The 22965-nt window shown below is 40.9% G+C and carries 19 protein-coding genes, 1 tRNA gene, 1 other RNA gene and 1 pseudogene; 12 read left to right on the forward strand and 10 right to left on the reverse strand.

Features of this window, described 5'->3' with window-relative positions; all coding sequences use genetic code 11:
- Positions 1 to 347 precede the first annotated feature (347 nt).
- On the forward strand, positions 348 to 557 hold the full coding sequence (locus tag PN471_RS12025) for a hypothetical protein (RefSeq protein ID WP_271777046.1): 210 nt from the start codon (positions 348 to 350) through the stop codon (positions 555 to 557).
- A 1208-nt stretch (positions 558 to 1765) separates the two neighbouring features.
- Positions 1766 to 4342 (forward strand): DNA mismatch repair protein MutS, encoded by a 2577-nt coding sequence (gene mutS / locus PN471_RS12030; protein WP_271777064.1) that lies wholly within the window; start codon positions 1766 to 1768, stop codon positions 4340 to 4342.
- A 103-nt stretch (positions 4343 to 4445) separates the two neighbouring features.
- On the opposite strand, the gene PN471_RS12035 is transcribed toward mutS, so the two are convergent.
- The 3 genes from PN471_RS12035 to PN471_RS12045 form a co-directional block, all read right to left on the reverse strand.
- Positions 4446 to 4904, reverse strand: coding sequence for a DUF29 domain-containing protein (locus tag PN471_RS12035; RefSeq protein ID WP_271777047.1), 459 nt, complete (start codon positions 4902 to 4904; stop codon positions 4446 to 4448).
- Positions 4905 to 5077: 173 nt separating this feature from the next.
- On the reverse strand, positions 5078 to 6529 hold the full coding sequence (locus PN471_RS12040) for an ATP-binding protein (protein WP_271777048.1): 1452 nt from the start codon (positions 6527 to 6529) through the stop codon (positions 5078 to 5080).
- 99 nt (positions 6530 to 6628) lie between these two features.
- Positions 6629 to 6952 (reverse strand): hypothetical protein, encoded by a 324-nt coding sequence (locus PN471_RS12045; RefSeq protein ID WP_271777049.1) that lies wholly within the window; start codon positions 6950 to 6952, stop codon positions 6629 to 6631.
- A gap of 577 nt (positions 6953 to 7529) precedes the next feature.
- Here PN471_RS12045 and PN471_RS12050 point away from each other — a divergent pair.
- The 3 genes from PN471_RS12050 (at position 7530) to ssrS (ending at position 9392) form a co-directional block, all read left to right on the forward strand.
- Positions 7530 to 8018, forward strand: coding sequence for a pentapeptide repeat-containing protein (locus PN471_RS12050; RefSeq protein WP_271777050.1), 489 nt, complete (start codon positions 7530 to 7532; stop codon positions 8016 to 8018).
- Complete coding sequence (locus PN471_RS12055; RefSeq protein ID WP_271777051.1) at positions 8009 to 9172, forward strand: 5-(carboxyamino)imidazole ribonucleotide synthase; 1164 nt, start codon at positions 8009 to 8011, stop codon at positions 9170 to 9172. The genes PN471_RS12050 and PN471_RS12055 overlap by 10 nt, the downstream gene beginning before the upstream one ends.
- A 35-nt stretch (positions 9173 to 9207) precedes the next feature.
- A non-coding RNA gene (gene ssrS, locus PN471_RS12060) (6S RNA) lies at positions 9208 to 9392 on the forward strand.
- On the opposite strand, the gene PN471_RS12065 is transcribed toward ssrS, so the two are convergent.
- Positions 9390 to 9545 carry a hypothetical protein gene (locus tag PN471_RS12065; protein WP_271777052.1) on the reverse strand — a complete coding sequence of 52 codons (156 nt, stop codon included), beginning with the start codon at positions 9543 to 9545 and terminating at the stop codon, positions 9390 to 9392. The two genes, ssrS and PN471_RS12065, sit on opposite strands and share 3 nt — an antisense overlap.
- A gap of 127 nt (positions 9546 to 9672) precedes the next feature.
- Between PN471_RS12065 and rimP the strand changes: the two genes are divergently transcribed.
- The 6 genes from rimP (at position 9673) to PN471_RS12095 (ending at position 18466) form a co-directional block, all read left to right on the forward strand.
- Positions 9673 to 10134, forward strand: a complete 462-nt coding sequence (gene rimP / locus PN471_RS12070) for a ribosome maturation factor RimP (RefSeq protein ID WP_271777065.1) — start codon at positions 9673 to 9675, stop codon at positions 10132 to 10134.
- A 233-nt stretch (positions 10135 to 10367) separates the two neighbouring features.
- The gene (nusA, locus tag PN471_RS12075) at positions 10368 to 11645 is read left to right on the forward strand and encodes a transcription termination factor NusA (RefSeq protein ID WP_193898319.1); all 1278 of its coding nucleotides are present in this window, start codon (positions 10368 to 10370) and stop codon (positions 11643 to 11645) included.
- A gap of 146 nt (positions 11646 to 11791) precedes the next feature.
- On the forward strand, positions 11792 to 12061 hold the full coding sequence (locus PN471_RS12080; RefSeq protein WP_096670737.1) for a YlxR family protein: 270 nt from the start codon (positions 11792 to 11794) through the stop codon (positions 12059 to 12061).
- A 437-nt stretch (positions 12062 to 12498) separates the two neighbouring features.
- Complete coding sequence (gene infB / locus PN471_RS12085) at positions 12499 to 15588, forward strand: translation initiation factor IF-2 (RefSeq protein WP_271777053.1); 3090 nt, start codon at positions 12499 to 12501, stop codon at positions 15586 to 15588.
- Positions 15589 to 16095: 507 nt separating this feature from the next.
- Positions 16096 to 16344 carry a hypothetical protein gene (locus tag PN471_RS12090; protein WP_271777054.1) on the forward strand — a complete coding sequence of 83 codons (249 nt, stop codon included), beginning with the start codon at positions 16096 to 16098 and terminating at the stop codon, positions 16342 to 16344.
- Between the two features lie 484 nt (positions 16345 to 16828).
- A complete protein-coding gene (locus tag PN471_RS12095; protein ID WP_193898315.1) occupies positions 16829 to 18466 on the forward strand; it encodes a DUF1565 domain-containing protein in 1638 nt (545 codons plus the stop codon).
- A gap of 55 nt (positions 18467 to 18521) precedes the next feature.
- Here the strand turns inward: PN471_RS12095 and PN471_RS12100 are convergent, their stop codons facing one another.
- A complete protein-coding gene (locus PN471_RS12100; RefSeq protein ID WP_193898313.1) occupies positions 18522 to 18785 on the reverse strand; it encodes a DUF3493 domain-containing protein in 264 nt (87 codons plus the stop codon).
- 33 nt (positions 18786 to 18818) lie between these two features.
- Between PN471_RS12100 and PN471_RS12105 the strand changes: the two genes are divergently transcribed.
- Positions 18819 to 18890: transfer RNA gene (locus PN471_RS12105), tRNA-Thr, on the forward strand.
- A gap of 247 nt (positions 18891 to 19137) precedes the next feature.
- On the opposite strand, the gene PN471_RS12110 is transcribed toward PN471_RS12105, so the two are convergent.
- The 5 genes and pseudogenes from PN471_RS12110 to hpnA all read right to left on the reverse strand — a co-directional run bounded on the left by PN471_RS12110 (position 19138) and on the right by hpnA (position 22362).
- A complete protein-coding gene (locus tag PN471_RS12110) occupies positions 19138 to 19452 on the reverse strand; it encodes a hypothetical protein (RefSeq protein ID WP_442867150.1) in 315 nt (104 codons plus the stop codon).
- Between the two features lie 125 nt (positions 19453 to 19577).
- Positions 19578 to 19993: pseudogene (locus PN471_RS12115) on the reverse strand (Rpn family recombination-promoting nuclease/putative transposase); the annotation flags it as partial.
- A 178-nt stretch (positions 19994 to 20171) separates the two neighbouring features.
- Positions 20172 to 21188 carry an adenosyl-hopene transferase HpnH gene (gene hpnH, locus PN471_RS12120; RefSeq protein ID WP_271777055.1) on the reverse strand — a complete coding sequence of 339 codons (1017 nt, stop codon included), beginning with the start codon at positions 21186 to 21188 and terminating at the stop codon, positions 20172 to 20174.
- Positions 21189 to 21225: 37 nt separating this feature from the next.
- The gene (locus PN471_RS12125; protein ID WP_271777056.1) at positions 21226 to 21372 is read right to left on the reverse strand and encodes a hypothetical protein; all 147 of its coding nucleotides are present in this window, start codon (positions 21370 to 21372) and stop codon (positions 21226 to 21228) included.
- 3 nt (positions 21373 to 21375) lie between these two features.
- Positions 21376 to 22362, reverse strand: a complete 987-nt coding sequence (gene hpnA / locus PN471_RS12130) for a hopanoid-associated sugar epimerase (protein ID WP_271777057.1) — start codon at positions 22360 to 22362, stop codon at positions 21376 to 21378.
- Positions 22363 to 22965 lie beyond the last annotated feature (603 nt).

The following is a 22965-nucleotide window of genomic DNA, read 5'->3' on the forward strand; positions in this document are numbered from 1 at the left end:
GTGCATTCTTATTGCTTCTTATTGAGAATAGATTTTGATGACATTTTTGGTGATTTACTGTTTCTCAAATGCCTTTTTTCACTTTGTCTGTTTGTTTTGATGCTCCCTTCGATTTTCATCTCCGTAATTTCCCTCTGTAACATTTTGGGGTGCGGAATGTGGGTTTTAAGGTTGTCGACGTGGTTCTTTTTCTTATTGATGTAGTCGACGCAGGAAGAAATTTCTATAAAGGAGCAAAAAAAGCATGGAATGAAGGGTGTGGCTGCTGAGAGGTAAGTGCCGATTTTAATTAGAATTTACACCGTAGTATATAGTAAAAAAATCAGATTTTTGGAGAGAACTACATCATGGCTACAATCAAAATTTGCAATCTTTTTTCGGACGAGATCGAAGAGATTGAAAGTGAATCATTAGATACAATATGCGGTGGTGATACTTGGCAGGATATAGGTTATACACTTATTCGTGCCGCTCAGAATACATGGTGTACGGCAAAGAACGCAGTAAAATCTGCACAAAATCCGTACAATTGGATTAGTTTTTTCCCAACAAGGTAACGTAGCATAAAATCGACGCTATTACAGCAAATTGTAATCAACCGTGCCACAAATAAAAATGGTGAAAACCAGTACCAAAATTCATTCTGCGATTAATTTTTGTGGTGGGTTTGATCTCAAACTGCTGTAAATTGTGGGTTAGCGAAAGCGTAGTATGTTTTTCTCGTTCCTCGTTCCCAGTCTCCGACTGGGAATGCCATTTAGAGGCTCTGCCTCTATGACTTAGTATCAATGAAGGCAGAGCCTTCCGTAATTCATTCCCATACAGAGTATGGGAACGAGAACATTTTTCATTTTTGTGATGAAATCACTCCAAATTCACATTAATCTCTGTTTGATTAACCTGTTTTTTGATCCAACTTAATAGTAAATCGCTAACAATTTGCTGACGCAATGGAAATTATCAGAAAAACCATAGTTTATAATCATCACAAAACTTTTGTTTATGGAATTAAGTATTGCAGTCATAGATGTAACCTCAGTTCGGGTTAAGGGTATTTTTGAGGTTACTCTACGAGAGAATATGACTTTTGTCCTACGAAATAATATTCTGGTAATTAAGTCACAAAAGCTATACAATTAATACATCTGGTCTATTAATCTACATTAGACATCTCCGGAAATTTAATATGCGTAGCCCGAAACAATCATAGTTTAGTTTTTCAACAGTTTGAGGCATATTTAAGAGTTCATCCTAAAATTAACATTAGCATCATTACTTATTATGAAATTCTCAGTGGATTAAAACATTGTGACGCAAAAAAACAACAGATATCTTTCTTGGAATTTGTCTCATATTATACAATTTTACCGCTAACTACAAAGTCTACAACAATTGCTGCTTTTTCTTATTCAATTACAGTAGCAGAAGTTAACCTTCTAGTAGTTGCATTTTCTATAACTCAATTATTGTGTCCGATCGCTTTTCCATCACCAAATTAAGAAAAGCTATTTTTTTGTCTGATTAATTATGATGTAGCAGGAAATTAGATTAATAGATAAGTTTTGTTTATTTAAAATGTTTACATAATAACCTGGTTATTGTGTGCGATCGCATTTTTACCAAAATAACAGCAACAATGGCTGGATCAACAGTAACCCTAACTAAAAATAAATAAACTTTAAGCGATCGCACCCTATACCCGACATCAAGCTATGATTGAATATATTGCCAAAAATCTGTGCCAATAAATTCTTGTGCATCTACCATGACGACTTCCACACCAGAACCCAATCAACCAAACCCATCCCTTACTGATACAGATCTGGTAGAAGACCGCAGTAAGCTGAGTAAGATGTATCAGCACTATGTCGAAGTAAAAGATAAATATCCTCATGCGTTGCTACTGTACAGAGTTGGTGATTTTTTTGAAACTTTTTTTCAAGACGCTGTAACCGTCTCCAGGGAATTAGAATTAGTTTTAACTAGTAAGCATGGTGGTGAAGTCGGTCGCGTTGCTATGACAGGTGTACCTCATCACGCTTGGGAACGCTACACAACCCAACTGGTGGAAAAAGGTTATGCTGTAGTTATTTGCGACCAAGTTGAAGATTCTGCTGATGCAATTGGTTTAGTCAAGCGAGAAGTAACGCGTATCATCACTCCAGGGACATTATTAGAAGAGGGGATGCTCAAAGCCAGTCGAAATAACTACATAGCGGCTGTGGTAATTGCTGTCAATCATTGGGGTTTAGCCTACGCAGATATATCAACAGGGGAATTTCTCACATCTCAAGGTAGTGATTTAGAACACCTGACTCAAGAGTTAATGCGGTTGCAACCTTCAGAGGTCCTGTTTCCCACCAACGCCCCCGATTTAGGTAGTTTACTGCGTCCTGGGGAAACCTCCCCATCACTTCCCCAATGTTTACCACCATCATTTTGCTATAGTTTGCGATCGCAAGTCCCCTTTTCCCAAGCAGAAGCTAGAAGTAAATTATTGCAGAAATTCAAAGTGCGATCGCTCGAAGGTTTAGGTTGTGAACATTTACCCCTCGCAGTTCGCGCCGCTGGTGGTCTTTTAGAATACATCGAAGACACACAAAAAGCCCATCCTGTCTCCCTGCAATTATTACGCACCTATACCCTCACCGATTATTTAATCGTCGATCATCAAACCCGTCGTAACCTAGAAATTACCCAAACCGTCCGCGATGGTACATTTCACGGTTCTCTATTATGGGCTTTAGACCGAACTAGCACCGCAATGGGTAGCCGAGCTTTAAGAAGATGGTTGTTACAACCGCTACTAAATATTAAAGGAATTAAGTCTCGTCAAGATACTATTCAGGAATTAGTAGAAAATACGCCTTTACGTCAAGACCTGCGGCAGTTATTAAGGCAAATTTACGATTTAGAACGGTTAACAGTCAGAGCCGCATCTGGTAGAGCTAATGCTAGGGATTTAGTCGCTCTAGCGGATTCTTTCTCTCGTTTACCCGAATTATCTCGCCTAGTTGCGGATGCCCATTCCCCGTTCTTAAAAGCTTTGCAAAAAGTCCCACCCATCCTCGAAGAATTAGCAGAAAAATTACACGCTCATATCGTAGAAACACCACCAACCCATTTGAAAGAAGGCGGTTTAATTCGAGCGGGAATCAATCCGTTGTTGGATGAAAGAAAGGCTACTGTAGAAAGTGATCAACAATGGATTGCTAACTTAGAAGTTGATGAAAGAGCGAAAACAGGAATCCCGAATTTGAAGGTAGGATTTAATAAAACCTTTGGTTATTATATCAGTATTTCCCGCAGTAAATCCGACCAAGTTCCCGATAATTACATTCGTAGACAAACTTTAACAAATGAGGAACGTTACATTACTCCTGATTTAAAAGAACGAGAAGCACGCATCCTCACAGCGCGAGATGATTTAAATCAGTTGGAATATCAGATTTTTGACGCATTACGCCATGAAGTGGGTTCTCAAGATGAAATCATTCGGAATATTGCCCGTGCGGTAGCCGCGTCGGACGTATTATGTGGTTTGGCGGAATTAGCTGTCCATCAAGGTTACTGTCGTCCTGAGATGGTTACGGGTCGGGAAATTGACGTAATTGATGGTCGTCACCCAGTGGTAGAACAGTCTTTACCTGCGGGGTTTTTTGTTCCTAACTCGACTGGGTTAGGAGGAACGAACCACAGAGGCACAGAGGACACGGAGGAAGAGAAGCCTGATTTGGTGATTTTGACTGGTCCCAATGCGAGTGGTAAGAGTTGTTATTTAAGGCAGGTGGGTTTAATTCAATTGATGGCGCAGGTGGGTAGTTTTGTACCTGCTAGGTCTGCTAAATTGGGAGTGTGCGATCGCATTTTTACCCGTGTTGGTGCGGTGGATGATTTAGCCACAGGTCAATCTACTTTTATGGTAGAAATGAATGAAACTGCAAATATTCTCAATCACGCAACTGCGAAATCTTTAGTTTTATTAGATGAAATTGGTCGCGGGACAGCAACATTTGACGGGTTATCAATTGCTTGGGCTGTGGCGGAATATTTAGCAGTTGAGATTAAATCTCGCACAATTTTTGCCACCCACTATCATGAATTAAATGAATTAGCTACAATCATTTCTAATGTGGCAAATTATCAAGTTACAGTTAAAGAATTACCAGACCAAATTATCTTTTTACATCAAGTTCAACCTGGTGGTGCTGATAAATCCTATGGAATAGAAGCGGGAAGATTAGCAGGTTTACCCCCAGTAGTAATTCAAAGAGCAAAACAGGTGATGGGACAAATCGAAAAACACAGTAAAATAGCAATGGGTTTGCGTGAAGGACTTTAATATAAAGTTTCTTCGTCTAATGAAGTACAAAATTATCTGCGTTCATCTGTGTTTATCCTCTTCCATCTGCGGTTAATTCTTTCTTCATTGACTTATAGAAAAATTATCCTTCCCAATCTTCAAGAGTATCACACAGAAAATTATCAGCAATTATATCATCAAATAAATAGGGGCAATCTTCAGGAAAAGTTCTTAATGGTAAATTAGTTTCTCGTAAAGCTAAATCAACTCCTGTTTCAAAAGCATCTAACATAGCTTCTGTGATCCGAGATTTTAAACTAGGATTTTGTCTGAGATGTCTTTGAATAGCACGACGTTGTTCTCTAATTGTGAGAAACCAACTGCGAGAACGTTGTTCAGGTTGATATTCCCATTTCAATAAATGACCAATTAACACACCCAAACGACTTATCAATTCTCGATATTCATGTCTTCCCAAAGATTGAATTTCCTCTTGCAAATGTTGCCAATCTAATTCTACAACTAGCTTTTGTTCTAAAGCTTTCGCTTGTTGTTGGGTCCAAGCATAGAAATCTTGATTATACAAAGAAAAGTTATCCATATTCAGCGAATTTCATTTTCATTGTCAATGATATTTTAATCATAATAACTTACACAAATTCCTGCGCTAAGCCTGTATGGGCGGGGTTTTCCCGTCCTCAATTGTATTACATTCAACCAGAAAGTGCTGTACAACATAAGTCAAGAGTGGGAAATTTTGCAAAAAAGGATTGATTAGAATGTACTCACTTTTTCGTTAATGCGACGCAATATATTAGCACCAAGAATGTAAGCATATAGACTAGCTGGCTGGAATGCGAAATTCACTCCTTTATACAGAAAGTTTTCATCTGTAATAGTTCGACTCGTTATCATAATTGGATGAGATATAGTTGGATTTTTCTTGACAAATTCTACACAGTTATCAAGTTCGGAATTTGACCTGTAGGGACGGTCACTCCACTTGACTTCAACAGCCCAAGAAGGCGACTGATTTGCGGGCTTTAAATGGACAATATCAATTTCTCCTGAATTCCAGCGTGCATAATAAAGCTCAATAGTCATACTGTGTTGCCACTGACTAAAAATAGCAGTTTCAGTCATCGCTCCCATAGCCTCAGAATCCGCATTAAGTTGTCCAAATAGCGCCGCTCGCATGGACGGATTGGTTAAATAAACCTTGAAGCACACAGCGCGTTTAAATCTCTTTGCATTTTGGTCAATTCTCTCAACACGCCGAATTAAGAACGCAGCTTCAAGATATTCAAGATAACGCTTAATAGTGTTCTTGGCGACACCAGAAAATTGAGATAATCCCTCTAAATTTACTTCATTACCAGAGTTGTAAGCCAAGGTAGTAAAAAGTCTGTTTAATTCTTGAATATCACTGATACCGTAAAGACTAGGCAGATCGCGCAGTAGCACTTTATCAATAATATCACTTTTAATATACTGTCCAGGATCTTGCCGAATCGTCTCGGAAAAAACTGCTTCTGGGTATCCCCCAAAATTCAGGTAGTTAACAAACTCCTCATTAAGTGTCTCGATATTGGAGGTAGAATATTCATACGAATAAACAGGGTTTTTATTTGGTGTAGCGGTTATAAGTTCCGTTTCTCGACCAATGAACATCAAGTATTCAGTAAAAGTTAGAGGCGGGAGAATATAATCACTGAACCGCCCAGCACCGGATTCAGCACTTTTTAATCGCAGTGCAGCAGCAGCAGATCCAGTAGCAACAAAACGGTATTCAGCAAAGGAGTCAACAAGGGATTTCAGGTGTATTTCCCAATTATGCAAGTATTGAATTTCATCGAAGAATATAAATAGCTTGGCATCACGTTTGTGATTGAATAATTCTTGAAAGTAACTAAGTATTTTTTCTAGGGGAAATCCTGTATAAATCGGGGTTTCCAGAGAGAGATATAAAATATTTTTCTCATCAATACCAGAGTTTAAGAGTTCGCGGACACTGTGATAAACCATCACAGTCTTACGGACGCGCCTGGGTCCCATCAAAACGACTGCACGACGAACGCTTACATCTAAGATTTTCTGATGAAAAGCCTCAAAATACTTTCGCCGAAGCGTATTCTCAAAAGCAATCCTCCCCTTCTTCCCTTGTTCCCACCAGGGGTTATCAAATTGAAGACGGGATATAATATCCTGCTTTGCAATTTCCAGCATAGGGAGATATAAGATTAGTGGATTAATCTTATTTTAGATGAAAAATAGCATTAAGGTCAATGGATTAATCTTAATGTCCTAATTTTCATCTGCAAAAATCTAAATATCCTCTGGTTCAAATTGTGCCACTGTGACAGCATTAAACGCAAAAGATAACACTAAAGGAATCGGACATTTCCACAAAAAAGCATAAATCACTGCTAAAATAGTGGTGGATATAGCAGCACAAGCCCAGTAAATTTCCTGATTGGTTAAGCCGTTTTCTTCTTTAATTACTCTTAACACATTCATGGGGATTGGTTCTGGCATCACTCCCCCCGGAGGAAATGCCCAGTAGTTACCACATCTCTCAACAAATAAATCTGTCCAGCCATTTTCTAAACACCATGCTTCAATCCATTGAATAGAGTAATGATTTATCATATAAATACCAATTTTGTATTGTTGATCTATGCCGTTCGTCAATTTTAATAACTGCGAGATTCTTGGTCAGATATAGCAGCAGCCAACAGTAAAAATATTTTACTGAATAATTTTCTCCATAAAATTTTTACCTTATTTAAGTACATACTCGCTATAACCGTTGCTGATGATATTCAACTTCATGTCAGCATTTAAATGCTTATCAAGTATTTTTATGCATCAAAAAACCCCGCAACAGTACATTATCAGTTTTTTTCACTCCCAGACTTTAAAAGATAAAAAACTTTACTTGTCATCAAATTTAATGAACTATTGTAAATAGTAAAATCCTTCTTGGGTAATAATGCCATCTTTTCCCGAATCAGCAACAGTTACAATTTGGAAAAAGGAGTAAGTAGGTTAGCATTGAAAATTGTCGTTATGGCAAGGCAAGAGTGAAAAGGGTTTGGGCGATTTTACTTTTCTTTACACAGATTGGTTTTATTGTGTTCACCTACTTAATTGCCAAAACTTGATTACAAAATGTTAACACAGTATGCAATGTCAAATATTAATCACTAATTGGAAATCATCAACTATGTTTTGGCAAAAAGGCTTAGGATGGATTTTGGGAATTATGCTTTTGTGCATCCCACAAACAGCATTGGCAGACTGGACTCACCCTTTATCATATAGTAACGCAGAGTTATCAAGACAAGACTTTTCAGGACAAAGCCTACAAGCGGCGGAATTTTCTAACGCTAACTTGGAAATGGCTAACTTTACAGGTGCGGATTTGCGAGGAACAGTTTTCAGTGCTTCAGTGATGACAAAGACAAATTTACATGGAGCAAATTTAACCAATGCGATGATGAATGAGGTAAAATTAACGGGTGCTGATTTAAGTAATGCCGTTTTAATCGAAGCTCTTTTACTCCGCACTATCTTTACAGATGTTAATATCACAGGTGCAGATTTTACAGACGCAATTTTAGATAGAGCGCAAATTAAAGAGCTATGTCAAAAAGCCAGCGGTGTAAATTCTCAGACTGGTGTAGAAACTCGTGAGTCGTTAGGATGTCAATAAAACTTGGTATAATCGGTGGTGGACAACTGGCTTGGATGATGAAAGACGCTGCAAATAAGCTGGGAGTAAAATTAATCGTCCAAACTCCTAGTGCAAATGATCCAGCCGTATCTATTGCCCAAGATAGTGTTTTTGCCGCAGTTGATGATGCCGCAGCCACAGAAATTTTAGCAACAAAGTGTGATATCGTTACCTTTGAAAACGAGTTTGTGGATCTTGCTGCTTTATCACTGCTGGAAAAACAGGGTGTTTGTTTTCGTCCTCAGTTATCAGCTTTAGCACCTCTGTTAGATAAATATGATCAACGGTGCTATTTACGGGATTTAGCTTTGCCAGTTCCTCAGTTTTGGGCATTATCGGCGGAAAAAGCGATAGAAACTCAGATTGAAAACTGGGGATTGCCGGTAGTTCTCAAAGCGCGAAGACATGGATATGATGGACAAGGAACTTTTATCATTCCCGATTTTCCGACCCTATCAAAAATAGTCAATCAAAGTCGTACCCAGTTTTTAGTCGAAGAATTTGTGCCTTTTACCAAAGAACTGGCGATAATTGCAGCCCGTTCTGTAAATGGGGAAATTCTCATCTATCCAACGGTAGAAACTCACCAAGAAGAACAGGTTTGTCGGTGGGTAATTGCCCCAGCTAAAATCACCCAAGAGCAAAATTTAGAAATTGCAGCGATCGCCCATAAACTATTAACTAGCCTGCAATATGTAGGAGTCTGTGGCATTGAACTATTTCTCACCGCCGGGGGTAAAATCCTAATTAATGAAATAGCACCACGCACTCATAACTCTGGACATTTTTCCCTAGATGCTTGTGAAACTTCCCAATTTGAACTACATCTGAGAGCCGTGTGTGGTTTACCATTAACCAACACCAGCTTACATTGTGCTAGTGCTGTGATGGTTAACCTGCTAGGATATGAAAACAGTCATTACGACTACCAAAAACAACGGCAACAACTGGCATCTATTCCTCAAGCTACTGTCCACTGGTACGGCAAAACAGAAGCTCGTCCAGGACGTAAACTAGGACATATCACCGTTCTTCTGGAGCAAGATACTCCAAATGGAGTAGAAGACATTATACACCAAGTTGAATCTATCTGGTATCCCCAGCAAAAGTTTGCCAAAAATTTCCCTAAATAAATACACAAACTATTTTTCAAAGCTATAATGAGTTAGTTGCACTACGACGATTGGTGACTGCCATCAAGTTTTTTGATCTATGTCTTTAACAACAAGGGAGCTAAACAATTCTTGTGGCAGTATACCGGGCTTGTACCCGGAAACTTTAAATGAGAACCCTCAGTTCCCACCTGGTTTAACCAGGTCATAAACTTAGGTAAAACGGCGTTGTGGTGAACTAAAAATTTTCGCTCCCTGGTTGATAACACTGGGGAGCTTTACGATATTTGCCTAACATTTGGAGGCAAAAAGCAAAATACAGAAAGAAAAAGATTTTCCCCATGACCAATAACCAATCACCAATCACCAATGACCATTTTTTCAAGTCTGTCATGACTAACTGAAGAAATAAGCTACACTCATTTTAGGGGCGAACTCATGCAGTTCGTCACAATACTTCTTGGAAGATATCCCTATCGCAGGAAGTGGGTTGAAGCCCACTTTTTTTATTGAATTCTCCCATCACTCATCCTTTAATAACACAAATTATTGATTTGGCGACACCAGTAGCCGCAGAACTAGGATTGGAAATTGTTAGTATAGTTTTTCATACGAACCAAAGCCCCCCAATCTTGCGAGTAGATATCTTTAATCCTCTACAGGACATTGGCCTGGATGATTGTGAAAGGATGAGCCGTGCCTTAGAAGCCTTATTAGATGAGGGAGAGATCATTCCAGACGCTTATGTATTGGAAGTATCCAGTCCTGGTATTTCGCGGCAACTGGTAACAGACAGGGAGTTTATTTCCTTCAAAGGATTTCCTGTAGTTATTTCCACTTCCCCACCCTACGAGCAAAAGCAAGAGTGGATAGGTCTATTGGTGCGTCGGGATGAAACCACAGTTTACCTGAATCAAAAAGGTCGTGTCATTAAAATCCCCCGTGACCTCATTACCAAAGTACAAATAGATGAGCGTAGCTAATCAAGTTTAGATTTTAGACTTTGGATTAGGGACTAGTAGCGCAAGGCGTTCGTCAAAAGTCAAAAGTCAAAACTAATACTGAGCAAGCTTTTTGGCGATTGATAATGGTTGATTTATTTACGCCGTGTTGTACTAGTAACTGCTAAGGAGTAATTGGGGAACAGAAAAGCAATTATTTCCTAGCAGTTATCTAATTTTGCTGACCGCTTACATAAAATTTTAGGAGACTGCGTATGTCAATGGTGACTTTATCTGGATTAAAAGAGCTAATTGAAAGTATTAGCAAAGAACGAAATTTGCCGCGTTTGGCTGTACAAGCGGCTATTAGAGAAGCCTTAATTAAGGGTTATGAACGTTATCGTCGCGCCCAAAATTTAGAACGTAGACAATTTGATGAAGAGTATTTTAATAACTTTGAAGTGGAATTGGATATAGAGGGTGAGGGATTTCGGGTTCTTTCCACCAAAACTATTGTTGAAGCAGTTAGTAATACTGATCATCAAATTTCCTTAGAGGAGGTACAGCAAGTAGCCCCTGAAGCTCAATTAGGAGATTCTGTGGTATTGGATGTCACCCCAGATCAGGGGGAATTTGGGCGCATGGCAGCTATGCAAACTAAGCAAGTATTGGCGCAAAAGTTGCGAGATCAACAACGTCAAATGGTGCAAGAAGAGTTTCAAGACTTAGAAGGCACGGTTTTACAAGCTAGGGTGTTGCGATTTGAACGTCAGTCTGTGGTTTTGGCTGTGAGTAGTGGATTTGGCCAATCGGAGGTAGACGCGGAGTTACCCAAGCGAGAACAGCTACCCAATGATAACTATCGGGCTAATGCCACCTTTAAGGTATATCTGAAAAAAGTTTCCCAAGGACAGCAACGGGGTCCACAGTTAATGGTATCGCGTGCTGATGCAGGTTTGGTGGTTTATCTATTCGCCAATGAAGTCCCAGAAATTGAAGATGAGGTAGTGCGGATCGTGGCTGTAGCCAGAGAGGCTAATCCTCCTTCTCGTTATGTGGGACCCCGGACAAAAATTGCTGTTGATACCTTAGATCGTGATGTAGACCCCGTTGGTGCTTGTATTGGTGCGAGGGGATCACGAATCCAGGTAGTAGTTAATGAATTGCGTGGTGAAAAAATAGATGTGATTCGCTGGTCTCCAGATCCAGCTACCTATATTGCTAATGCTTTAAGTCCAGCCCGGGTAGATGAAGTTAGATTGATGGACCCGGAAAGTCGCCAAACCCATGTTTTGGTGGCGGAAGATCAACTGAGTTTGGCTATTGGTAAAGAAGGGCAAAATGTGCGGTTAGCAGCCCGTCTCACTGGTTGGAAAATTGATATTAAAGATCAGGCTAAATATGACCAGGAAGCCGAAGATATTAAATTTGCAGCGGTGAGAGCGCAAAATCAACCACAAAATGATGACGGTGATAGGTCCGACAGCGAAGATGAAATGACAGAGGAATTAGAATTGGATGAGGATAGATTTGACAATAGGGAGGAAGATTAATTCCCAGAGTTGTCTGCAGATGGGGAGCAGGGAGCAGGGAGCAGTGAGCAGGAGGAATATTCTTCCCAATGACAACTGACCAATGACATTAAAAAATACATTGTTTAGTATCTAGAAGGTATCTAGCTGAATCTGGCAAAAGACTGATGAAACCGAACTATAGGCGTTGTATTAGTTGTCGTCAAGTCAACTTGAAACAAGAGTTTTGGCGGATTGTCCGCGTCTTTCCATCTGGAAAGGTACAATTAGATCAGGGCATGGGGCGTTCTGCCTATATCTGTCCGCAAGAGAGTTGCCTGCAAGTAGCTCAGAAAAAAAATAGACTAGGAAGATCGCTGCATGGGACAGTGCCAGACACAGTGTATCAAGCATTGTGGCAACGTCTAAATCACGGCGATCGCCAAAATCAGATTTAATGGTAACAACTAAAATTGCGATAATCTCTAAAGATATTATGACAACAGCCGAACTATTCGCGCTCTGACCATAACCTTTAGTATCGCCCAAGTTAGTGCCAAAATAGTAAATGGATGTAACCAGCTTTCTCGATCTCCTTTTTTGGACAAGACGCAAGGCATTACTCCCAACAAGTTTTTTTGATTGTATTGTGGAAGACTCACAAATCAGCAAAACAAAAAACCAAAAATGGCAACCTGGTAGCGTCAAATCGCAGTTCTGCATCAACCATCATTCCTGGTGAAGATGTCAGTATTAAACCGAAACATCTCTCTTTCCTAACTGGAGGCACCGGCAATATCACCAAGGGCAACCGAAAAAACAGTGATCAAAGGGTGGAGATGTCACAAACCAGGCAACCATCCATTAAAACTGTAAATTAAAGGGGAAAGAGTGGATGAACAACGGAAAAGTTAGAATCTATGACTTATCAAAGGAATTGAATTTGGACAATAAAGAGCTACTAGCAATTTGCGATCAGCTTGATATTGCGGTTAAGAGCCATAGTAGTACGATTTCCGAATCGGAGGCTGAACAAATTCGTAGCGCCGCCGAAAAAGTTGTTGCTGCCAACTTAGTCTCCAAAAAGGAACAGAGTACAAACGGCCATAAACCAAATTCATCTCCAAACCGTCCCAGAGCCAATCACAAACAGCAAATTCTAGAAATTCGCAAACCGAAAATATTGAGAAACACTACCACCAACTCACCAGACACTTCAGTTGCTACTGACGCTACTGAGGCTAATAGTCCTTCACCTCCACGGCCTTTCGCTACACCAGTCTCATCTATGAAGCCGACGGCACCAACTCGACCAGTTCCCCGGAATCAATCCGAGACTCCCATCAAACCTAGTCCTGCCCAACCAGAACAGGCATCTAATCCTCAACCGTTGGCGGAAAAGGTAGGAGGGGAAAAGCCAGAGAAGATATCTGCTCCTAGACCTAAACCAGAGAAACCCCAAAAACCCCAATTAGTTTCCCCCCCTGCCAGAGTAGATGGCACAAAATCGCCAGAGACACCAGTAGTGGGAACAGCGGAAAAACCTCTGCTTAAACGCGATCGCACCCAACGGGTCGAGGAAGAGCGGCAACCAGTCAGAAGTAAGGTTAATAAACCCTCATCTGACCAAGGTTCACCATCTGCACCACCTAAACCTAGTCGGGCTAATGCAGCAGCACCGACAAAACCAGAGCAGCGCAGTGGCAGGCCATCCGTTGGTGGTGATATCCAACGTCCTAGACCCGCACGTCCCGTTGAACCAGCAGCCATTCCTACGGCAACTCCACCCCGGCATAATGCCGGCGGCATCAAAAAAGAACTATTGGATGAAACACCAATTGTTCCCGATCTGCTCGACTTAAAACGCCCTACACCCCCCCGTTTGAACAAAGGTGGGAAGAAATGGCAAGAAGAAGAAATCATTGATGAAATCAAAGAAAAGGCTAAGTTGGGACCCAAGGGCAAACGGGTCAAACCAATCTTAGAAGATGATTTACTCGATGAGGATGATTTAGACGAAACCGGGCTAGAAATTTCCGCAGCCGTCCAAGTTAGTCTTTCCATTGCCCGTCCCCCCAAACCTAAAGGGACCCGTGCTGGTGCGCCAACTGTAGCGGTTGTCGCTGCTCCTACCACCAGAGGCAAAAAATCTAGTTCTTCCCGCGACCACAATCGTCGCCAAGAAAATGTCGAGCAAAAACCAGACCGTCCAGCTACACTGGCTGTCACTGGTCCATTAACAGTCCAAGAGTTGGCTGATGCCTTAGTAATTGCCGATACGGAGATTGTCAAAATCCTGTTTATGAAAGGCATGGCTGTCAGTATCACCCAAAATCTGGATATTCCTACTATTACCCTAGTAGCCAAAGAACTAGAAGTAGAAGTCGAAATCGTCGAACGAGAAGCTGAAGCCCGGAAAGTCACGGAAATGATTGATGTGGATGACTTAGATCATCTGATTCGTCGTCCTCCAGTTGTCACCATCATGGGTCACGTAGATCACGGTAAAACCACTCTCCTCGACTCTATTCGCAAAACCAAAGTTGCTTCTGGGGAAGCGGGCGGTATTACCCAACATATCGGCGCGTATCATGTTGATATCGTCCATGAAGGTAAACCACAGCAAATTGTTTTCCTCGACACTCCTGGTCACGAAGCCTTCACCGCGATGCGTGCCAGAGGAGCTAGGGTGACAGATATTGCCGTTTTAGTCGTAGCGGCTGATGACGGTGTTCGTCCCCAAACCATCGAAGCTATTAGCCACGCTAAAGCTGCTGATGTCCCCATTGTTGTTGCCATCAACAAGATTGATAAAGAAGGCGCACAACCAGAGCGGGTTAAACAGGAACTCACCAATTACGGTCTCACCGCTGAAGATTGGGGTGGTGAAACCATCATGGTTCCCGTTAGTGCCATTAAGGGCGAAAATCTCGATACCCTCCTAGAAATGATTATGTTGGTGTCGGAAGTAGCCGAACTATCCGCTAATCCAGATCGGGTCGCAAAAGGAACAGTCATTGAGGCTCATTTGGATAAAGCGAAAGGTGCAGTTGCTACCTTGCTGATTCAAAACGGTACTCTCCACGTGGGAGATATGCTGGTTGCTGGTTCAGCCTTTGGTAAAGTCCGGGCTATGGTGAATGATCGTGGTAAGCGTGTAGATGTCGCTAGTCCATCCTTTGCGGTGGAAGTATTGGGTTTAAGTGATGTCCCTGCTGCCGGTGATGATTTCGAGGTCTATGAAAACGAAAAAGAAGCTCGTTCCATAGCCAGCGATCGCGCCGACAAACAACGTCTGTCTCGATTGTTACAAGGTCGTGTCACCCTCACTACCCTGTCAGCACAAGCACAAGAAGGCGAATTAAAAGAACTCAACCTCATCCTCAAAGGCGACGTACAAGGTTCTGTGGAAGCTATTATCGGCTCTCTCCGCCAAATTCCGCAAAACGAAGTCCAAATTCGGATGCTCTTAGCTACCGCTGGAGAAATCACCGAAACAGACATAGACTTAGCTGCCGCCAGTAACGCTGTAATTATTGGTTTCAACACCACCTACGCCAGTGGAGCTAGACAGGCTGCGGATGAAGCAGGTGTAGATGTTCGAGAATATAACATCATCTACAAACTCTTGGAAGATATCCAAGGTGCTTTAGAAGGTCTACTCGAACCTGAACTGGTAGAAGAACCTTTGGGACAAACAGAAGTTCGTGCTGTCTTCCCAGTTGGTCGTGGCGCTGTGGCCGGTTGTTATGTGCAATCTGGTAAACTCGTTCGCAACTGTAAAGTCCGCGTCCGTCGTCATAATAAGGTAGTTTATGAAGGTGTCCTTGATTCCCTCAAACGGATGAAAGAAGATGCCCGTGAAGTCAACGCAGGTTATGAATGTGGTATCGGCATTGATAAGTTCCATGACTGGGTGGAAAATGACATCATTGAATCCTACCAATTGGTAACTAAACGTCGGACTTTAACTATGACTAAGTAGTGACGTGCATCCAGCGTTGAGTGCTGAGTTGATGAGTGTTGAATTGAGACTGTTTCGAGTTCAACACTCAAATAATGTAAACTCAGCACTCCGTTTAAAAGGAGTCAGGAGTCAGGAGGAAGAGAAAAGAAGAAGGAAGAAGGAGGAAAAGAAAAGAAGACGAAGTAAGAGAAAAGAAAAAGTAAAAACCTGTTCTAGTCCGAGTTTTATAATCAATTCATGTCTTAACCCCCTGGGTTGGCTATAAATTTAAAAAAATTCTCTGTTCATTTAAAAACAAGTTGTTTGAGAAATTTCTCGCAGAAAATTCTGCATTTAGTGATGAATGCGACAGAATTGTCGGGTATAAAACCATTATCTTAAGAACAGATTAAACAAAAATTTTCAATTTTAGGTTTGGGTAACTAGATTTACGTCTTTCCCTGAAATGTGAAATAAATTATCAATCTGAAATCTAAAATCCCAAATTGTCTAAATCTGGAAGTCACATATGAGGAATGAGGAATTATGGCTCAATTTCCAACTTCTAGCAACTACGCGCATAGTACCGATAGCAAAGGCTATGTCAATGGTGAGCGTATAAATCATCAATTATCTGCTAATAATCAGTTTTGGCATAACCTGAAATACGTGGTTTCTGCTAGTTCCGGTTTTCAAAGATGGCAATTAGAATGTAATACCCAATTACAAAGTTTACGTCTAGATCAGCAAGTACAGATGTATTTAAGAGAGACTTTAGAAACTTTAGCTTATTAACCCTTTGACAAAACAAATACTTACCACTTGCTTTGAGCAATGAGGTTGAGGATAAGAAATCTTATCCTCAATTTTTATGTATAACAGATAACAATAGTAATAATTGGAGTTTAGACTAAGGGAACACCAAAAAATAAATTAGCCAATTTTGTGCCATGGGCATCCTGCCCGTCCTTGACGATTAGCGGGCTTTTCGTCCCGCACCACAAGAAATTTTTGGGTATTTTTTTAATTGGAAGTTCCTAAGTTTGTTACTCGTCCTACCATACCACATGATGTCAGGATATGTCTAGTATGTCATCCCACAACAGGGTTTTAATCCTGACTCCTGACTCCTGCGATACATTATTTTTTTTAATCAGAATTTTAGCTACATAAGTCCTAATCATCAGGTATAGTTTGTTATAAGTTTTGCAGATAAATATCTGTTACACTGCACTCTTGTGAAAGTACCATAATTAAAAGCACATAATTCAGTAAAAAAATGAAAAATCAGGGTTTTCACATTTCTCGTTTATCTTTACAGACCAGCCTCACCGCTTTGTTATTAGTTGCTGGTAGTTCTACTCTCATACTTAGTCAACTTAAAGCTGGTGCGTCCCCAACTTTAACAGCCCAAGTACCAGCTAGTGGGACTGTTATTTACGTTAACTCCGTCACTGGAAAAGATACTTCTGGTAATGGAACTACAGAAGCCCCCTATAAAACTATCACTTTTGCCCTTTCTAAAGCTACAGCCGGGACAGTTATTCAGGTTGCTCCTGGGAACTATAGTAAAGATAGTGGTGAAACATTCCCCCTTGTTCTCAATTCTGGAGTCACGCTTCAAGGTAATGAATCAAACAAAGGTGAAGGAATCGTCATTATCGGTGGTGGCTATTACACCAGTCGCACTTTTGCTAGACAGGACATTACCCTGTTAGCGAATAATGGCACTATCATTACAGGTTTAACTTTTACCAACCCGAATTCACGGGGAACGGCTGTATGGGTAGAATCCAGTAACCCTGTAATCAAAAATAGTACCTTTATTAACAGCATCCGAGAAGGGATTTTTGTGACAGGTACGGGAAATCCCCAAATTGAAAATAACATCTTTTTGAAAAATAAGGGCAATGGAATTTCCGTAGCTAAATCGGCTCAGGGTGTGATTCGTGGCAATTTGTTTCAAGATACTGGTTTTGGTGTAGCGATTGGTGGTAGTTCCACACCTTTATTAGAAAGTAACAATATCACCCAAAATACAGACGGCCTCTTTATCTCGGAAACGGCAAAACCCATACTCCGTAAAAATGCCATTCGTGGTAATAAACGAGATGGTATTGTCGCTACTATTAGTGCAGTTCCTAACTTGGGTACGAGTGAAAATCCTGGTGGTAATCTCATCCGTGATAATGCCCGTTATGACCTGAACAATGCTACTAAAGCTGGCAAAATTGTCGCTATTGGTAACGATATCAACGAGAAGCGGATTTTTGGCGCTGTTGATTTTGTCGCGGCTAAAGTGACTGCACCTCCCGATAACAATACTGGGAATACTGCTTTTAAAGATGTGCAAACAGGTTATTGGGCAAAAGCTTACATTGAGGCTTTAGCTTCTCAAAATATTATCGCTGGTTTTCCAGATGGGAGTTTTAAACCCAATGAACCTGTAACTCGCGCTCAATTTGCTGCCATTATCAATAAGGCTTTCAAACCTTCAGCAACCCGCAAAGCGATTACCTTTAAAGATGTAAAAAGCAATTATTGGGCTTTTAGTGCCATTCAAACAGCTTCTAGCAGTCCGTTCCTATCTGGTTATCCTGATTTAACTTTTAAACCGGAACAACAAATTCCTAGAGTGCAAGCAATAGTCGCTTTAGCTAATGGTTTGGGTTTAACTGCGAATGCTCAGACTGTGATTAACTTCTATACTGATGCTAGTCAAATTCCCAGTTATGCAGTTGGTCCAGTAGCAGCCGCAACTTCACGGCAATTAGTCATTAACTATCCCACTGTTAAAGAACTTGCACCTCAGCGTCAAGCAACTAGAGCGGATATTGCGGCTTTTGTGTATCAAGCCCTGGTTAATGCCGGTCGTGTTCAACCCATTAATTCTCCCTATTTGGTAACTGGTAAGTAGGGGCAGGGGGCAAGGGAGAAATAATATTTATTATCTTTCTTTTGTCTTTTGCCTCTCACTTCTTCTTTCTGTTTTCCCATTTCCAGAGGAGTACCATTAACCCAATTACTCCTAGTTGGATTGCGAAATTAGGCGCTGCTTGTTCTATATTGCGTCCTGCTAGGAGTTGAAAGAAGAAAACGAATGCACCGATAAAGCCAGAAGCACCGACACCAATATAGATAAATTGCCTGAACCCCCGATAGGGTGCGGCTACTTCGGCTTTGAGGCGTTCGTATTGTTGGGGTTTAAGATTATCTGGAGAATTTTGTTCCATCATCAATAAATTGTGTTATAATGTGTGACTGTGTACGCCGATGTGGCTCAGGGGTAGAGCAACTGATTCGTAATCAGTAGGTCGTGAGTTCAAATCTCATCATCGGCTTTAAGTAATATAACGAGTGTACGTTCGTGTCACTTGCCAGATTATTTGACCGCGTTATTGTCTGCGTTGACAAATTAATTGTCCTTTACGCTCAAAATCAGGATTCTGTTTATTATAAAAATCTATCAGAGTTAAACCCACGACCTACTGATCTTTCAACCCACCTAAATATTTTCTTGTATTTTTGCACTAACGCATTTCAACCCGCCCCACTCCGGGAGGGGTGTTGAAACTTAAAACCAATTAATTATGAAGCCATTACCACAAGCCTTTCAACCCACCTCACTCCGGGAGGGGTGTTGAAACAAACTCCGCCGTAGCTCCATTGATGAACAGTGGTTAGATATTGCTTGGCATACTTTTGTTTAACTTCTATTATATCTGATTTTTGTTCAGCTTTAGATTGAATTTCACTCTGAATTTGCTCTGGTATATCTCCCAATTTTGGGATAACAATACTGCCAGCTTTATATGTTTGGGCGATTACAATAATTTCTTTTGCTAGTAATCTATCTATATACTCTCCTAACTCTGAATCTCCAAGTTGATTTGGTGCTGACATCCTTTGAGCGATATGGCGTTGGTGGGATAACAGGTGTTTTTGTTGTCGTTATCTATTGAGTAGTTTGTAATTTTCACCAAGTAGTTGTTTGATATTGCGATATGTCAAAACTTTGCCTTGACATCAAGGGGTAATTGCTCAAATTCTCCCAACTCATCCAAATATACTCGATGAACTTGTTCTGAACTCAAAAGTGCGCGATAGGGGTGAATATCCCCTTCGTACTACGAGTTGGATAAATTAACACCGCTTGCCAATCTTGAAAACGTTCCCTATTTCTGTAAAAATAGAGAAATAACTCCCCAAATAACCGCTCATACAATCGTTCATCTTTTTGAAATTGTACCTCACAGAAATAAACAACTCCTGGCAGTTCCGTTTCTGGTGGTAGAAACACCCCGTCAATTTCAAACTTTGGTTCTTTCACCGCTACCGAATCGAAGCGATAATTAGCCGCATTGGCGGGAGGATTTGGCAATAATTCAAACAGTATGGTTGGATATGTTTGAAATAAATAATAGAAAATAGAGTCACGTCGTATACTACAATTGTAATCAATCCTACCCAAAATAAATTATTCTCTGGGTGGTTGTCCTTAAAGAATCAAAATCAAGATTTATTGGATTTGAGAATAAACAGGATTTATTGTGAGTAAATTATTCTTTCATCCTGTTCATCCATTAATCTTAAAAATCCTGATTCTGACAGTTTTCAGACTATTACTTCCCAAACACAGTAGTTAGAGAACGAGCAATATTTTTCGGTTGCATTGCATCCATTGCTGCTGTCGGTTCATAACCACAATGAACCATACAATCAGCACATTTAGGATTACCACTAGCGCCACCGTATTGACTCCAATCAGTCTTATCTAACAACTCCTGAAAGGTTGCATAGTAACCTTCATTCAATAGATAACAAGGTTTTTGCCAACCTAATACACTATAACTAGGACTACCCCAAGGGGTGCATTCATAGTCTTTTTCACCAATGAGAAAATCTAAGAATAAAGGGTTGTGATTAAAGTTCCAGTTTTTCTTACCAGATGTGTAAGGTGAGAGAATTTCTCTAAATAAAGCGCGGGTTTGTTCTTTTTGCAGGAAATGATCTTGATCCGGGGCCCATTCGTAACTGTAACCAGGAGAAATCATCATCCCGTCAGTACCCAAGGTTTCCAGAAAATCAAAAAATTCCTGCATTTCTTGGATATCGCAACCTGCAAAAATGGTCGTGTTAGTAGCGACACGAAAACCTTTAGCTTTAGCGGCGCGAATTGCTTGGACAGCAGTATCGAAAACGCCTTTTCTATCTACACATTTATCATGCCATTCTCGCATTCCATCTAAATGGACGCTAAAAGTTAGATAGGGAGAAGGTTTAAATTTATCGAGACTCTTTTCTAGTAATAAACCATTAGTACACAAGTAAATATATTTCTTGCGTTTAATTAAACCCTCAACAATTTCACCTATTTGTGGGTGTAGGAGGGGTTCTCCACCGGGAATAGAAACAACCGGTGCGCCGCATTCTTCCACAGCCGCAAAACACTGTTCTGGAGTGAGATTTTGCTTGAGGACTTGCACTGGATGCTGGATTTTACCGCAACCTGTACAAGCTAAATTACACCGAAACAGGGGTTCTAACATCAATACGAGGGGAAAGCGTTTTCGCCCTAATAAGCGTTGTGTAACTAAATATTTACCTATATCTACTGCTTGTTGTAAATTAATTGCCATGAAACTAACACTCCTCAATTTGGTCATTGGTCATTGGTCATTGGTCATTAATTTCTGTAACCTGTCCCCGTGGCGTAGCACCTGTAACCTGTAACCTGTAACCTGTAACCTGTCCCCGTGGCGTAGCACCTGTCACCTGTAACCTGTAATCTGTAACCTGTCCCCGTGGCGTAGCACCTGTCACCTGTCACCTATTCACATAACCATTAGACACGAACCAATCTACAGCATCCTTGAGGGCTATATTCAGGGGTGACTGAGGTAAGCCTAATTCGCGGATAGCCTTAGAAGCATCATAATACATTGGTTGCTGTGCCATGCGGACTCCATCTATGGGAACTGTGGGAGTTTTTCCTAATGGTGCGAGGATTTTTTCTTCTAGCCAGGCGACTGTGAGGGGTATCCAAGCTGGGATGGATGTTTGTGGCGCTGGTAAACTGGTGATTTGGGAGAGTTGTTCGAGGAGTTGTTTAAGGCTAAGATTTTGATTACCAAGAATATAGCGATCGCCTGATTTGCCTTTTTCTAAAGCTAATAAATGTCCTTTGGCTACATCGCGGACATCAATGAAATTCAACCCCGTATCTACATAAGCGGGCATTTCTCTGCGCAAAAACCGCAGAATAATCTCCCCTGTAGGCGTAGGTTTAATATCTAAGGGTCCAATGGGACTGCTAGGATTAACGATCACAATATCTTGACCCTGATTCACCGCAGATACTGCCAATTGTTCCGCTAGGAATTTAGATTTTTTATAATCTCCCACTAATTTTTCTAAGGGACTTTGGTAAGTTTCATCTACAACTTGTCCTAACTTACCCACACCAATAGCGGCAACTGAACTAGTATAAACTGTGCGTTCAATTCCCGCTTTTTGGGCTGCGGCTAAAATATTGCGCGTTCCTTCCACATTGTTAAGATAAAGCAAGTCTCGGTCTTTTTGCCACAGGGAATAATGGGCGGCGACATGAAACAGATATTCACAACCCTGCATTTGTTCCCAGATATTCGGGTTATTCAAATCACCTTTGACAATATCTACCGCCAACCCCTGTAAATTCTGTAGGTTACTGCTAGAACGGACTAAAGCTGTAACTTGGTATTTTGACTGCAATAGCGATCGCACCACATGAGAACCAATGAACCCTGTACCACCAGTTACAAATACTCGCATTCCATCACCCCAAATTTTCTGACTATTTCATTATTGTCAGAATCAGGATTTACAGGATTAAAGGATTTACAGGATGTAGCAAAGGCGTTGCTGATTAAGGGTATGAATTTTAGTCTCACCCAAAGGCGAGGCAGCGCGGTCTTGGGGGTTTCCCCCATGAGCGACTGCCGTAGCAAAGACGCACTGAGGTTTGAGTTCTAAAGGTTCAATTTGGGAATTTCATGCCTCAATTCAGCAAAGCCAAAACCTTGCACTTTTTTTGAGATAAAAATCTATAAAACGCTTATTAATAACCGGTTCTAACTTTATTCACCAAACCCTACTACCGCAGGGCAAAAGTCAAAATTCAAAAGTCCAAACGAAGACATTATAGGCTTTTTAACGATTTAGAATGGTTGGTTTATTTATGCCGTATTGTCCTATAGGACTCCTATTTGATTTTTGATAGCTTACGTGGCGTAGCCATACAAAACTCGGTACACCTTCATATTCTGAAATCCTCTTGCCTCTTGCATGATTGCCTTCCTACGCAGGAAAATTTACAGAATCAAACCGGAGTCCTCTAGTTAAATTATTGATCATGGTGCGTTAAGCTGTCGCTAA

This window comes from Aphanizomenon sp. CS-733/32, assembly GCF_028330045.1.
Taxonomy (GTDB): Bacteria; Cyanobacteriota; Cyanobacteriia; order Cyanobacteriales; family Nostocaceae; genus Dolichospermum; species Dolichospermum gracile.

Excerpts from the sequence above, each read along its gene's own strand:
- PN471_RS12110 (WP_442867150.1), bottom strand. The coding sequence starts at position 19,452 with ATGTCAGCACCAAATCAACTTGGAGATTCAGAGTTAGGAGAGTATATA.
- infB (WP_271777053.1), top strand. The coding sequence starts at position 12,499 with ATGAACAACGGAAAAGTTAGAATCTATGACTTATCAAAGGAATTGAAT.
- PN471_RS12095 (WP_193898315.1), top strand. The coding sequence starts at position 16,829 with ATGAAAAATCAGGGTTTTCACATTTCTCGTTTATCTTTACAGACCAGC.
- PN471_RS12050 (WP_271777050.1), top strand. The coding sequence starts at position 7,530 with ATGTTTTGGCAAAAAGGCTTAGGATGGATTTTGGGAATTATGCTTTTG.
- PN471_RS12090 (WP_271777054.1), top strand. The coding sequence starts at position 16,096 with ATGGCTCAATTTCCAACTTCTAGCAACTACGCGCATAGTACCGATAGC.
- PN471_RS12100 (WP_193898313.1), bottom strand. The coding sequence starts at position 18,785 with ATGATGGAACAAAATTCTCCAGATAATCTTAAACCCCAACAATACGAA.
- PN471_RS12065 (WP_271777052.1), bottom strand. The coding sequence starts at position 9,545 with ATGACAGACTTGAAAAAATGGTCATTGGTGATTGGTGATTGGTTATTG.
- nusA (WP_193898319.1), top strand. The coding sequence starts at position 10,368 with ATGTCAATGGTGACTTTATCTGGATTAAAAGAGCTAATTGAAAGTATT.
- PN471_RS12045 (WP_271777049.1), bottom strand. The coding sequence starts at position 6,952 with ATGATAAATCATTACTCTATTCAATGGATTGAAGCATGGTGTTTAGAA.
- PN471_RS12025 (WP_271777046.1), top strand. The coding sequence starts at position 348 with ATGGCTACAATCAAAATTTGCAATCTTTTTTCGGACGAGATCGAAGAG.
- hpnH (WP_271777055.1), bottom strand. The coding sequence starts at position 21,188 with ATGGCAATTAATTTACAACAAGCAGTAGATATAGGTAAATATTTAGTT.
- mutS (WP_271777064.1), top strand. The coding sequence starts at position 1,766 with ATGACGACTTCCACACCAGAACCCAATCAACCAAACCCATCCCTTACT.
- hpnA (WP_271777057.1), bottom strand. The coding sequence starts at position 22,362 with ATGCGAGTATTTGTAACTGGTGGTACAGGGTTCATTGGTTCTCATGTG.
- PN471_RS12040 (WP_271777048.1), bottom strand. The coding sequence starts at position 6,529 with ATGCTGGAAATTGCAAAGCAGGATATTATATCCCGTCTTCAATTTGAT.
- PN471_RS12055 (WP_271777051.1), top strand. The coding sequence starts at position 8,009 with ATGTCAATAAAACTTGGTATAATCGGTGGTGGACAACTGGCTTGGATG.
- PN471_RS12035 (WP_271777047.1), bottom strand. The coding sequence starts at position 4,904 with ATGGATAACTTTTCTTTGTATAATCAAGATTTCTATGCTTGGACCCAA.
- PN471_RS12080 (WP_096670737.1), top strand. The coding sequence starts at position 11,792 with ATGAAACCGAACTATAGGCGTTGTATTAGTTGTCGTCAAGTCAACTTG.